This is a genomic window from Paenibacillus germinis (assembly GCF_013141785.1).
Lineage (GTDB): Bacteria > Bacillota > Bacilli > Paenibacillales > NBRC-103111 > Paenibacillus_E > Paenibacillus_E phytorum.
This window is the reverse complement of the sequence record NZ_WHOC01000077.1, coordinates 25,897-38,694: the sequence shown is the minus strand read 5'-3', so window position 1 is coordinate 38,694 and position 12,798 is coordinate 25,897. Positions and strand designations below refer to the sequence as shown.

General features: G+C 44.6%; 11 protein-coding genes. 10 read left to right on the top strand and 1 reads right to left on the bottom strand.

Annotation, left to right across the window (positions count from 1 at the left end; genetic code table 11):
* Positions 1 to 137 precede the first annotated feature (137 nt).
* A complete protein-coding gene (locus GC102_RS16050) occupies positions 138 to 305 on the top strand; it encodes a 23S rRNA (pseudouridine(1915)-N(3))-methyltransferase RlmH (RefSeq protein WP_376769377.1) in 168 nt (55 codons plus the stop codon).
* A 183-nt stretch (positions 306 to 488) separates the two neighbouring features.
* Here the strand turns inward: GC102_RS16050 and GC102_RS16045 are convergent, their stop codons facing one another.
* A complete protein-coding gene (locus GC102_RS16045; protein WP_171690449.1) occupies positions 489 to 1,001 on the bottom strand; it encodes a hypothetical protein in 513 nt (170 codons plus the stop codon).
* Between the two features lie 172 nt (positions 1,002 to 1,173).
* On the opposite strand from GC102_RS16045, the gene GC102_RS16040 reads away from it, so the two are divergent.
* The 9 genes from GC102_RS16040 to GC102_RS16000 all read left to right on the top strand — a co-directional run bounded on the left by GC102_RS16040 (position 1,174) and on the right by GC102_RS16000 (position 12,566).
* A complete protein-coding gene (locus GC102_RS16040; RefSeq protein ID WP_171690448.1) occupies positions 1,174 to 1,365 on the top strand; it encodes a hypothetical protein in 192 nt (63 codons plus the stop codon).
* A 94-nt stretch (positions 1,366 to 1,459) separates the two neighbouring features.
* On the top strand, positions 1,460 to 2,464 hold the full coding sequence (locus GC102_RS16035) for a LacI family DNA-binding transcriptional regulator (protein WP_171690447.1): 1,005 nt from the start codon (positions 1,460 to 1,462) through the stop codon (positions 2,462 to 2,464).
* An 85-nt stretch (positions 2,465 to 2,549) separates the two neighbouring features.
* The gene (locus tag GC102_RS16030; RefSeq protein WP_082562398.1) at positions 2,550 to 3,464 is read left to right on the top strand and encodes an ABC transporter permease; all 915 of its coding nucleotides are present in this window, start codon (positions 2,550 to 2,552) and stop codon (positions 3,462 to 3,464) included.
* A gap of 12 nt (positions 3,465 to 3,476) precedes the next feature.
* Positions 3,477 to 4,373: a carbohydrate ABC transporter permease gene (locus GC102_RS16025; RefSeq protein WP_171690454.1), complete on the top strand. Its 897-nt coding sequence runs from the start codon at positions 3,477 to 3,479 to the stop codon at positions 4,371 to 4,373.
* A gap of 117 nt (positions 4,374 to 4,490) precedes the next feature.
* Positions 4,491 to 6,155: a type 2 periplasmic-binding domain-containing protein gene (locus GC102_RS16020; RefSeq protein ID WP_171690446.1), complete on the top strand. Its 1,665-nt coding sequence runs from the start codon at positions 4,491 to 4,493 to the stop codon at positions 6,153 to 6,155.
* 23 nt (positions 6,156 to 6,178) lie between these two features.
* Positions 6,179 to 8,422: a GH32 C-terminal domain-containing protein gene (locus GC102_RS16015; RefSeq protein WP_171690445.1), complete on the top strand. Its 2,244-nt coding sequence runs from the start codon at positions 6,179 to 6,181 to the stop codon at positions 8,420 to 8,422.
* Positions 8,423 to 8,462: 40 nt separating this feature from the next.
* Positions 8,463 to 9,437 (top strand): carbohydrate kinase family protein, encoded by a 975-nt coding sequence (locus GC102_RS16010; protein ID WP_171690444.1) that lies wholly within the window; start codon positions 8,463 to 8,465, stop codon positions 9,435 to 9,437.
* On the top strand, positions 9,424 to 10,896 hold the full coding sequence (locus GC102_RS16005) for a glycoside hydrolase family 32 protein (RefSeq protein WP_171690443.1): 1,473 nt from the start codon (positions 9,424 to 9,426) through the stop codon (positions 10,894 to 10,896). Before GC102_RS16010 ends, GC102_RS16005 begins: the two co-directional genes overlap by 14 nt.
* Before the next feature lie 698 nt (positions 10,897 to 11,594).
* Positions 11,595 to 12,566: a Gfo/Idh/MocA family protein gene (locus tag GC102_RS16000; protein ID WP_216628073.1), complete on the top strand. Its 972-nt coding sequence runs from the start codon at positions 11,595 to 11,597 to the stop codon at positions 12,564 to 12,566.
* The last annotated feature ends 232 nt before the right edge of the window (positions 12,567 to 12,798 follow it).

The following is a 12,798-nucleotide window of genomic DNA, read 5'->3' as shown; positions in this document are numbered from 1 at the left end:
AAATAGGTTGAATGAGCCTGATTTGATTGTATTTTATCCAATGGAGCAAACGAGGGAGTTTATTGGTTATGCATCTACAGATATTAACCGTAGGGGATTGAAGGCGCGCTAATCTCGTGGACGGGATCGCGGAGTATGTGAGGCGCATTGGGCCGTATGCCAAGGTGCAGATGATAGAAGTGCCGGACGATAAGGCACCGGAGAACATGTGCCCTGCTGAGGAACAGCAGCTGATGCGGTTGGTGCTGATGGAGCAGGTTAATCGCATGGTGCGGATAAATCGCGGGGAACCATACCATAAGTAAGGCAAATTGTTTGGATAAAATTGTATCGAAACAAGGATATGAGTATAAGTAGATGCGCGTTAAACCTAAAAAGGACCGTCAGATCTTTCCTGACGGTTTTTCTTCATTCCTTAGATTTCAAGTGTTTTTCGTCTGAATAATACATCAAGTTGGTTTGACACTCCGAGCAGCTGGCTCCGTTACCTAAAGCCTTTCCAATATAGCTGGGTACCATTCTTTTTCTATTCGATCCATGTGATTTTCAATAGGTTGAATAGTCAACCTTAAGCATCGGCTTAACTCCTTGGCTTCTTTTTTGTTTGGCAATGGGGTCATACGTAGAGTCTTTTGATAGAACATTCTTAACACGGTAAGAAGATACTCAACTTCTGACTCGAACGATTCGTTCGTTTCTATATTCATTTTAGCAAAAGGAGTAGACGTAAGTAAAAGCATATCCCCCTCTTTCTTTTCAAGGAGAGAAAGTTCATCCAATAATCCTCTGACTTCTTCAACCATTTTTTTGATGAAAGTTATCCGCGTTACCGAAGTTATTTCGGACTCTATGTTACTTGCAAGTCCATTGATAATCTTCAATTTTTGATCGATATCTGAGTGAAGTTTATGTAATAAACGAAACTGATTATCCATCATCCAGTGCCAATGCATGTAATTGGCTATTTCATTACTAGCGGAAGTATGTGAATAGTACCCCATGTTTTGAACCTCCTATGTAGAGTTTTACACAAAGTGTAATCTTTTTAATTGAACGAGGCAGTGAGATTGATCACAGAAAACAGAACAAATCTGTGACATATCTCATAGAGTGCGAATTTGATAAGTAGTACAGTATAAGCAGCTATTATGAATGATTAGGAGTTGATGCTGAATGATTACTTGCGAACACTGTGGTACGACGAATGGGTTTAGGAAGTTAGAAAACAGTTGGGTCTGTGAAGATTGTAAAATAGGTGATGTGAAAACGACAGTGATGAACAGTGGGGGCAAAGTGACTATTGTTAGAGAGAAGATAACAGGCGATGAATTTGAAGGTGAGCCAAAATCAAAAATCGAGCAGTGACCGTAAAAAGTCATTGACAACTCAAAGAATTCGACCATATAATAAAAGAAAACGGTTACGTAAACGTTTTCTCGAGAGAAGAGGGTCGAATGTTATGCGATCGGGTATTAAGCAGGTAGCCGAGCAAGCGGGCGTTTCGATAGCATCAGTGTCACATGTAATTAATAACACCCGTTATGTGTCGGATGAAGTTAAGCGCAAAGTTTATGAAGCAATGGAAGAACTCGACTACCGCCCAAATTCGGCAGCTAGGAGCTTGCGCAGTCAGAAGTCTAATACAATTGGACTCATCGTGCCAGTTCTCCCATCAGATACCTCTAATTTCTTCTTTATGATGGTAGCACAAGGTATTCAGTATACATTGAAGCAGCATGGCTATCATTTGCTGCTGAGCAACAATACAACGGAACAAATTGAAGATGAGAAAGAACAAATTAAATTGTTTAATTCTAAGTTAATTGACGGCTTATTTATTGCTTCAATCGCTGAAGATGTCGGTTATTTAAACGATATCGTGGGTTCTAATTATCCTGTCGTGTTCATCGATCGCAATCCGACAGGTTATATCGGGGATTGTGTGTTGGCAGACGGAATTGGAGGCGCTTACGAAGCAGTAAAAACGCTCATCCTGAAAGGTCATCACAGAATTGGGCTGTTAACCGGAGAACTCGGTATTACAACGAGTAATGAGCGCTATGATGGGTACAAAAATGCATTAGCAGATCACGATATTCCGTTTGATTCATCCATTGTGAGGATGGCGGAATCTAACTTAGAGAGCGGATATGAGAGTGCTAAGGCGCTGCTTGGCGAGCAGAAGATTACAGCTCTATTTATTGCCAATAACGTATTGACAATGGGCGCGATGAAATACATACAAGAACGACGGATTCAAATTCCAGCCGAGCTGGCTATTATTGGTTTTGACGATTATGATTGGACACAAATTACGTGTCCGCCTTTGTCGGTCATCCGGCAGCCTTCTTACGAGATCGGCGTGAAAGCAGCAGAGGTCATGTTAGAACGGATCGAGAAGCCAAGCACAATAAGCGAAGAATACAGACTTCCTACCTCGTTAATTCTACGAGATTCCTGCTAAAAAGCTGATCAGGCTTTTTTTTGAACATCAGAAAAACGTTTACGTAAACGATTTCCCGAAAAAGAAAGGGGCTGCATCACAACGAATGAACAAGTTCAAGGAACCACTTAAACAGATCAGAACCAACTATGAGTTATACCTTCTCATTCTGCCCACCGTGATCTACTTCATCATTTTTAAATATTGGCCAATGTATGGGGTTCAAATCGCATTTAAGGATTTTATCGCTTCCAAAGGTTTCTGGGGTAGTCCTTGGGTAGGCATGGAGCATTTTCAGCGGTTCTTCGATTCTTTCAACTTTTGGACCGTCATTCAGAATACGTTAGGACTTAGTGTTTTCTCTTTAGTGGTTTCATTTCCTGTGCCTATCCTCATCGCGTTGATGCTCAATCAGCTGCTCCATGAAAGGTACAAACGATTTATCCAGACTGTCATTTATGCTCCGTATTTCATCTCAACAGTCGTCCTCGTTGGTATGTTGTATGTGTTTTTATCGCCGGGAAGTGGACTAATCAATCACATCGTTCAACTTTTTGGAGGCGAGCCGATCTACTTTTTATCGAAGGCTGAATGGTTCAAAAGCCTCTATGTATTCTCCGGTGTATGGCAAGAAACCGGCTTTGCTTCCGTTATTTACTTAGCGGCGTTAGCAGGTATTGATCCGCATCTTCACGAGGCGGCGGTTGTGGATGGAGCTACGAAATGGCATCGGATCTGGCATATCGATATTCCTGGCATCCAGCCGACGATTCTCATTTTGTTCATATTGGCGATTGGGAATCTGATGAATGTTGGCTTCGAAAAAGCTTTTCTCATGCAAAATGACCTGAACGTTAGTTCGTCTGAGATTATTGCTACGTACGTGTACAAAATCGGCTTGCAGCGAGCGGAATACAGCTTCTCTGCAGCAGTAGGTTTGTTCAACTCCCTGATCAATTTCGTTCTATTGCTATCCGTTAATCGCATCGTCAAAAAAATAAATGGCAGCGGCCTATTTTAAAAGAGAGGAGGTATTCGTCCCATGATTACAGCTAAGAGTACCGCTGATAAATGGTTTGACGCTCTAAATATCCTAGTGTTGAGCGGCTTTGCATTGTTGATTCTGTATCCTCTTTATTTCGTCGTTATTGCTTCCATCAGCGAGCCAGATCAAATCTATGCCGGCAATGTTTGGCTATGGCCCAAAGGAATTACACTCGAAGGCTATAGGAGAATTTTATCAGATCCTCAGATCTGGTCTGGTTATGGAAATTCGATCCTTTACGCAGCTGCAAGTGCCCTAATCAGTGTTTCTTTAACGATTGGAGCGGCCTATCCGCTTTCCCGTAAGGATTTTTATGGACGCAATGTGTTTATGCTGTTCTTCGTGTTTACGATGTTTTTCTCCGGCGGCTTAATTCCAACTTATTTATTGGTCAAAAATCTGGGCATGGTGAATACGATTTGGTCGGTCATCCTGCCATCAGCAGTTGATGCCTTTGGGATTATTATTGCCCGGACGTTCTTCCAATCGGCAATACCCGATGAGCTCCGAGAAGCGGCTTTCATGGATGGCTGCAGAAATACGCGCTTTCTATGGAGTGTTGTAATTCCATTATCCAAACCCATTATTGCAGTTCTTGTGCTGTTTGCGGTAGTTCGCCAGTGGAATGGATTCTTCGATGCGTTAATTTATTTGGAGAATGAAAAGCTGTATCCGCTGCAGCTGGTCCTCCGTAATATTTTGATCCAGAGCCAGCCTATCGGCGACATGGTATCAGATATTGACTCACTTTTAGCTAAACAAAGGGTCTCTGAGTTGATCAAATATGGGGTTATCCTCATTGCAGCGGCACCACTACTCATTTTATATCCGTTTTTACAGCGTTATTTCGTTAAAGGTGTTCTGATTGGTTCTGTAAAAGGTTAAAAAATCGAAGGCAAGCATGAAAGGTGGTGGTGGTGGTCTTACGGTGATACCAGGAAGTGCATCCATGGATCAGTCATGAACGTAATGGGTTACATACAAAGAGGAGGGTATCGACAAATGAAAAAAAGACTAACGACATTAACTATGGTAACGATGAGCTTAAGTTTGGTATTGGCAGCATGCAGTGACAAAGCACCAGCAGCGAAAGATGCCGCATCTGCATCCCCGCAAAGCAGCGAGAAAGCAGCCTCCAAAAGCTTCAACGAAAGCGGTTACCCGATTGTAAAAGATAAAGTTACGCTGAAAATGGTATCGCCCAAAGCGCCGCTTGCACCTAATTATGGCGAGATGGAAATATTCAAACGTCTAGAAGAACAGACAAATGTACATGTAGATTGGGATAATGTCCCAGAAGCGAACTATAACGATAAGAAGAACATCCTGCTAGCTAGCTCCAACTTACCGGACGCTTTCTATGGTGCTCGTTTTACAGATAATGATTTGGTGAAATACAGCAAAGACGGTACGATCATCCCTCTGAATGACCTCATCGATAAGTATATGCCTAACGTGAAGAAGCTGTTTGAAAAAAGACCGGAGCTGAAAGCGTTCGTTACCGCGCCTGACGGGAAAATTTATTCGCTTCCTGTGGCGGAAGAGCTAGGTAAAGGGCAAGCTGGTATCGGTTCGAATCCGGATTTTCTCTTCTTGAACAAAGCATGGCTGGATAAGTTGAGTTTGAAGATGCCTACGACTATTGAAGAGCTGCATAACGTGCTTACCGCTTTTAAAACGAAAGACCCAAATGGTAACGGCAAGGCCGATGAAGTACCAATGTCCTTCATGAATACCTTCTGGACAGGCGATATCGGTTACTTATTCGGTGCTTTCGGCGTCCCAGACAAAACCTATCAGCCTGGTGATAACTCGTTTATCGAACACTTGAATGTGAAAGATGGCAAGGTGAATTACGCCGCAATCGATCCGAAATATAAAGATGCAGTTTCCTATTTCCACAAATGGGTCGAAGAGGGCCTCATTGATAAGGATTCTTTTACTTTCAATAACAATCCGGCACCTTACTTTGCAAAAGGAAAAACGAAGGATGTTACGCTTGGATCCTACCTCTGGTGGGAAGAGACGGAAATCGTTGGACCGGATCGCGCCAAGGATTATGCACTTGTACCGCCTTTCAAGGATATGGTTGTGAAATACAACAATGGCTCACCTTGGAGTCGCGGGGGTCCTGTTATTACGAAAGTGAACAAAAATCCGGAAATCACAGCCAGATGGTTAGATTTGCAATATGAGCCAAAGATGGCCGCTCAGCTACATTGGGGACCGATTGGCGTTGTATTCGATGAAAAAGACGGCAAACTTCTGCAGAAACCGCTTGATGCAGGCGTAGCAGCAGGCGAATTCCGCCAAAAAGTAGCGCCGAACATGACCGGCGTCATCTTGGCGGAGGATTTCCAAAATCTCGTCGCTCCTGAACCTCGTGCTTTGGAAAGAATGAATCGAATTAAAGATACTTTTGTTCCGCAAATGGAAAAAGAGAATTACCCGAGTATTTTCTTTACACCGGAAGAGCTGGATAAAATCAGTAAAATCAAACCCGATATTGCCAAGCTGACCAATGAAAAACGCTCCAAATGGTTGATGGAAGGCGGCGTTGAGAAGGAATGGGATACTTATTTAGCGACACTGAAGAAAATGGGATTAGATGACTTATTGAAAATCTATCAGGATGCATTGGACCGCTACAATAAAGCGGCCAAGTAATGGGAAATCAGGAGGTATCGAGCATGGAACCTATTGCCTATTGGTCCTTCGATGAGGGGCAGGGGCGCATAGCGCATGATCCGTATTCGGGTAATGGGGATTCAATTCAATATGCCCTTACGAAAGGTCGGTTTCAGTCGCCACAAGATCCGGCTTGGCGTAAAGGGATTCGTGGATGTGCGCTGTTGTTTGATGGTTATTCAACATGGCTGCAGCGCCCAGCAGGCCAATGCCCTAGCTTGTCGGGAGCATTAACGATTACCGCTTGGATTGCTCCCCGCAGCTATGACTTCGGAGATGAAGGGCGACTCGCCGCCATCGTCAATCAGCATGACAGAGATCGCTGCGAGGGTTATATTTTCGGATTATCTCGTCATGGGTCTTGGTCACTCCAGCTTGCGCTTGGCGCAGATTGGGTTGAAGTTTGGTGCTATGATCATCCGCTCCCTAAGGGAGTGTGGTCCTTCGTCTGCGCTACTTACGAATCGGTAACTGGACTGCTGAAGTTATATGTAAACGGTAGTGAGGCAGCGGTAAAGCAGCATTCGCAGAAGGATACTTTGATTACTCCCAGTCAGGAAGATTTGATAATCGGGCGCAATAACAAGGGTGTTATTTTGGCAGAAGCCTTCACGATGAATATGTTCGACGGTTTGATGGATGAACTTTGTTTATATGATCTCGCGATGTCTGAGGAGGACATTGCGAGAACTTACCGGGATTATTTAACCGAACATGGTGGAGCTTTACCCGCTATTCCTTACGAAGACCTGGCCATATCTAGAGCTAATTTTGTTCAGGATCGGCATCGTCCGGTGTATCATTTAACTTCGCCGGGGCACTGGATGAACGAACCGCATGCGCCGATTTATTTCAATGGACAGTATCATTTGTTCTACCAATTCAACCCAAACGGCCCATTTTGGCATTACATCCATTGGGGACATTGGGTGAGTGAAGATTTAGTTCATTGGCGCGACCTTCCAGCGGCTTTGGCGCCGGAACCCGGCCTTGATCCGGATGGAATCTGGTCAGGAAGTGCAGCTTATGATGAACACGGTTATCCGGCATTATTTTATACAATTGGGAATAACGCATGTTCTCCCAATCAATCGGTGGGTCTAGCTCGAACGACTTATCAGCGGGATGGAGACTTAGATTTGAAGACTTGGGTGAAGCATCCAGAGCCAATCGTGGTTCAGGAGCCTGGCGTTGGATACTTTGGTGAATTCCGTGATCCCTATGTGTGGAAAGAAAAGGAAGAATGGATCATGCTCGTCGGCACGGGCATAGAGGGACAAGGCGGAACCGCGATGGTCTACCGCTCTGCGAACTTAGTCGACTGGACGTGCGAAGGACCGCTGTATGTGAGTAATTATGAGAAATATCCATACCTTGGCTTTGTATGGGAACTGCCAGTACTCCTGCCGTTAAAGCGAAATGGTGAGGAAACGGGTAAACATATTTTCCTGATTAGCCCATGGGGGCCTGAGGCTAAAGTAGAAGTGAATTATTGGATCGGGAAATGGGATAGTGCGCGTTATCAGTTCATTCCGGATCATGAAGAGCCAGGACTCATCGATGTAGGTGATTTCCATTTCACAGGTCCGAGCGGCATGGTTGATCCCTTAACTGGAAGATCGCTTCTATTTACGATTGCACAGGGTGAGCGTACACCTGAAATCGATTATGATTGCGGGTGGTCGCACGGCGCTGGCATGCCGATCAGCGTGACTCTAAGGGAGGATGGGCGGCTCGGGATCGAACCTATAGAGGAAATGCGTCAACTCCGGGGGATGGAGCTTCTGAGCGTACTTGATCTTAGTTTGGATGAAGTGAATGAGAGCTTGCATCACATACGGAGTGATACGTTTGAGATAGAGCTAACATTTGGTTCAGGGGCAGAGCACCAATATGGAATCTCGTTAAGACGAACATCAGACGGAGAAGAGGAGACTGTTCTCTTCTATGATAAGGATCGAGAGCGGCTTGGCGTAAATCGAAATAAAACAACGCTAGATACGCGTGAACGAACGACTGGCATTCAAGAGGGGCTGCTTGAGCTTCACGGTGAACCGCTGCAATTGCGGGTGTTCGTAGATCGTTCATTGATCGAGGTCTACGCCAACGGTCTAAAAAGCTTAACGACACGCGCCTACCCATCTAGACTGGACGCGCTAGGGTTACTTTTGCACGGGGATCGAGACATTCGAATCACGTCCATGCGAATATGGGAGATAAAACCGGCATTTCAGGTGTCGGTGTAGAGAAAAAGCGGATAAACAATATCGGGAGGTAGAGAGAGCAATGTATGATATCGTTGCATTAGGTGAAGTGTTAATCGACTTCACACCAGCTGGAAACTCAGAGCTAGGTTATGCTTTATTTGAACGCAATCCTGGGGGCGCGCCAGCCAATGTGCTGGCTGCCTTAGCCAAGTGGGGCAAGCGGACTGGCTTCATCAGCAAAGTCGGATCGGACATTCACGGACAATATCTAGTGGATACGTTAGGGCGGTGCGGCATTGATACGCAGGGCGTAGTGATGAGCAGTGAAGCAAATACGACACTGGCGTTTGTTCAATTGGATGCGAGTGGTGACCGTTCCTTTAGCTTTTATCGTAAACCTGGAGCCGACACTTTGCTGACGGAAAACGAGGTGCTCCTCGATATGATCGCACAGTCGAAGTTATTTCACTTTGGCTCGTTGTCCATGACGAATGAGCCATCGGCCTCCGCGACAAGGAAAGCACTCCTGTTCGCCAAAGAAAATGGCTGCACAATATCATTTGATCCCAATTTGCGAATTCCGCTTTGGGACGATTTGGAGCATGCCAAACGTATGATGGAATATGGCTTGGCGCATGCAGACATCGTGAAAATATCCGAAGAAGAACTCATTTTCCTAACGGGTGCTGCGGATCTTGAAGAGGGATCTCGCATGCTATATGAATCCTTTGGCCCTTCTATCATTTTAATTACGCTGGCTGAAAAAGGTGCTTTTTACCGATTCGGTCAAGTAACGGGGAGTGTTAGTGGTTATGCGGTAGATGCGATAGACGCTACAGGTGCAGGGGATGCGTTCTTCGGAGGTTTCCTTATCAGTTGGATGGATTCAAATTCTAAGCAAGCCATTCACGCAATGAGTGAAACTGAAATTCGAAGTATGATCAGCTTCGCCAATGCAGCAGGTGCCTTAGCCACGACCAGAAGAGGAGCCATACCGGCGATGCCGAGCCTAGAAGAGATACGAAAGGTGACGAAGCATCATGATAACAGCTAACAATCAAACAAACTTCCGGCCGCAGCTTCATTTCACACCGAGAGATCAGTGGATGAATGATCCGAATGGGATGGTATTTTATGAGGGGGAGTATCATCTTTTCTATCAATACCACCCCGAAAGTACGGTTTGGGGACCTATGCATTGGGGACATGCTGTCAGTCAGGATCTGGTTCATTGGGAGCATCTTCCGATAGCGCTTGCGCCTGATGAACACGGTGCTATTTTCTCAGGAAGCGTAGTGGTAGATAAACACGATACGAGCGGCTTTTTTGCTGGTAAGTCAGGTCTAGTTGCTATTTTCACACATCATGATACGAAACCGGGGACTGATCTAACCAGGCAAAGACAAAGTCTTGCTTACAGCACGGATCGTGGGCGAACCTGGACAAAATACGCAAACAACCCAGTGCTAATAGAAGAAGCACTGCCTGATTTCCGTGATCCCAAAGTATTTTGGTTCAATCCTCAGCAAAGCTGGGTGATGGTCATTGCTGCGGGCGACACCATTCGATTTTACAAATCACCGAATTTGAAAGAGTGGACCCATTCTGGTGAATTTGGGGTTGGACAAGGCTCCCATGACGGCGTTTGGGAATGTCCGGATTTATTCGAACTGCCTGTAGATGGCGATATCCTCAACAGGAGATGGGTGCTTATTGTTAGTATTGGAGAAGATGCCAACTTTCTGGAAGGATCACGCACGCAGTGTTTCATTGGTTCATTCAATGGGGATACTTTTGTTTCAGAGGAATCCCCTGCTCCACTTCTTTGGCTGGATCACGGGAGAGATAACTATGCGGGCGTCACATGGTCAGACGTGCCTGAACAGCAGGGAAGACGACTGTTTATCGGGTGGATGAACAATTGGAAATATGCCAATGTGATCCCAACCTCCAATTGGAGAGGAGCGATGACGCTTCCTAGAGAGCTAACACTTACGGCGGAAATGGAGGGAGTCCGGCTCCTTCAGAAGCCTATTCCTGAGCTCCAAGCTCAAAGGCGGGGTGAACAGAATTGGGCAGCTTTTGAGCTGAGCAATTCAGAATTAACGGTAACACATGGTGATTTGCTTGAAATCATCGCTGAATTTGAGTTTGACGATGAGTTAGAATTTGGTTTGAAGCTAAGAGCCTCCGAAACAGAGGAAACAATCCTTGGTTATAGCACTCATGAGCAACTGCTGTTTATTGATCGCAGTCGTTCTGGAGCTATCGATTTTCATGCTGATTTTGCTTGCAAGCACAGCGCTTTATTGAAAGCGGAGACTGGGAACATGAAGCTGCATATTTTCGTGGACCGCTCGTCCATCGAAGCTTTCGCGAATGACGGAAAACTCGTCATGACGGATCAGATTTTCCCATTATCCTCGTCAACAGGTATAAAATTGTATGCGAAAGATGGGAGCGTTAAGGTTAAATCCCTAACGATTCATACTCTTAATTCTATATTTGATTGAGGCTTGCTTTACGGAGAACAGATACCGCAACATAAATTCAAAAAACATGACTTCAACAGCGGTTGGAACCCCACGTCCATCCCTCCCCATGGACAAAAGTTTGGGTTTACACGTAAATAGACAGTCAGGATGTTTTTCCCTGACTGTTTTTCTTAACGTTTTTTTTCTACGACGGACCAATTAACGCACACAGCTAATGAAACCAACCGGAAATAGACGTTTAACGGACCTGGATGCCGTTAAATGCCTATTTGGAGCGATGATTCTGAGCTTACGGACTTCAGCGCCGTTATTCAGTTTCAATTTATCTTATTTTCATAATTTGAAGTAGATTAAGGGCTGTCGAGTCCATTAGATGTTTAAATTCAATCTTTTTCGGGGATTAACGTCGCTCCAGTCCTTTAGCCGGGAATGATGAATCTGAAGTTGATTTCTCACCCATTTCCTAACTCTACATCTGTATGTTGATTGGTCAGTCGTAGTTTTTTTTTGGGTTGAAATCAGTGGTTGGGCACGTAGCTCTCTTGTTTATTTCTACTCGAATGATCGACGTATGCTGACTCTGTATTTATTTATGATGGTATAATAAAGATCAGCTGCCAAGCCGGTAACTTTGCGATGTATCAAGAGGGTGCACAGACGTGGCAGGAGGCTTATACGATTGTGTAAAAATATAATAAGAACAGGAGCTTGTAATCATGTTACATATCGGCATTATCGGTACAGGCGGGTTCAGTAAGATGCACGTAAAAATTTTATCCGAGATGGAAGATGTACAGATCCAAGCGGTATGCGGGACGAGTAAGGCAAAAGCGGAGGAGTTCGCCTCGGCATACAGCATTCCCTCCAGCTATGAGCGTGTTAGTGAGATGTTGGATGCCGAGCACTTGGATGCTGTATATATTCTAGTACCGCCAATGTCACATGGGGAATTTGAATTGCAGCTTATTGAAAGAGGCATTCCTTTTTTTGTGGAAAAGCCACTTGGTGTCAATGTTGAGCAGCCCTATCAGATTTTAACCGAATTACGCAAGAAACCCCTGATTACGTCCGTAGGCTATCATTTTCGTTATACAGATACAGTAAGTCAGATGAAACAATTGTTGAGCCAGCAGCATATCGGCATGATTACAGGCAATTGGATGGGAAATATGCCTCAGGTTGCATGGTGGAGAGATCAAGAGAGATCAGGTGGACAATTCATAGAACAAAGCACACATCTGGTTGATATTTTGCGTTTCTGTGTAGGAGAGATTGACGAAGTCTACGCTTTGTATGGCAATCAAGTGATGCACAAGCAATTTGATGGTGTAACGGCAGCCGATGTGGGAACGGTCACTTTAAAATTTCGCAGCGGCGTCATAGCTAATATTTCTAATACGTGCGTACTGCCAGATGGTTTGGGCAAGGTTGGTATTACCTGTTATACGCAGGAGGGCATGCTGGAGTGGGATACGGAACGCTTGAAATTGATCGAAGCCCATGCAACCTCCGAAATTAAAAAAATGGTTAATCCCTATCTCGTAGAAAATGAAGCCTTCATCCATGCGCTGAAAACAGGGGATACGGTGCATATTCTTTCGGATTATGAGGATGCCTTTAAGACGCAACAGGTGACTGTTGCTGCGCTCAAATCAGCGAAATCGGGATTGCCCGTTCGCATGGTATAAGTTAAGAAGCATACTTAACAGTGAGAAAATCATTGTTGTGTATGCTTTTTTTTGATGAAAGGCATTAGTTAATCTGTTAATACGGAATTTTAATTCCGTTTTGTTGACGATTAACCATGTCGCATGATATTATCGATGTGTAATACGGAATGTTGATTCCTTTTAAATTCAATTATCATTCATGGAGGAGTATACCAGGGTTAATTAGCAAAGAATATGATTAAGGATTTGG

Excerpts from the sequence above, each read along its gene's own strand:
- GC102_RS16010 (WP_171690444.1), top strand. The coding sequence starts at position 8,463 with ATGTATGATATCGTTGCATTAGGTGAAGTGTTAATCGACTTCACACCA.
- GC102_RS16000 (WP_216628073.1), top strand. The coding sequence starts at position 11,595 with ATGTTACATATCGGCATTATCGGTACAGGCGGGTTCAGTAAGATGCAC.
- GC102_RS16020 (WP_171690446.1), top strand. The coding sequence starts at position 4,491 with ATGAAAAAAAGACTAACGACATTAACTATGGTAACGATGAGCTTAAGT.
- GC102_RS16005 (WP_171690443.1), top strand. The coding sequence starts at position 9,424 with ATGATAACAGCTAACAATCAAACAAACTTCCGGCCGCAGCTTCATTTC.
- GC102_RS16030 (WP_082562398.1), top strand. The coding sequence starts at position 2,550 with ATGAACAAGTTCAAGGAACCACTTAAACAGATCAGAACCAACTATGAG.
- GC102_RS16045 (WP_171690449.1), bottom strand. The coding sequence starts at position 1,001 with ATGGGGTACTATTCACATACTTCCGCTAGTAATGAAATAGCCAATTAC.
- GC102_RS16040 (WP_171690448.1), top strand. The coding sequence starts at position 1,174 with ATGATTACTTGCGAACACTGTGGTACGACGAATGGGTTTAGGAAGTTA.
- GC102_RS16035 (WP_171690447.1), top strand. The coding sequence starts at position 1,460 with ATGCGATCGGGTATTAAGCAGGTAGCCGAGCAAGCGGGCGTTTCGATA.
- GC102_RS16015 (WP_171690445.1), top strand. The coding sequence starts at position 6,179 with ATGGAACCTATTGCCTATTGGTCCTTCGATGAGGGGCAGGGGCGCATA.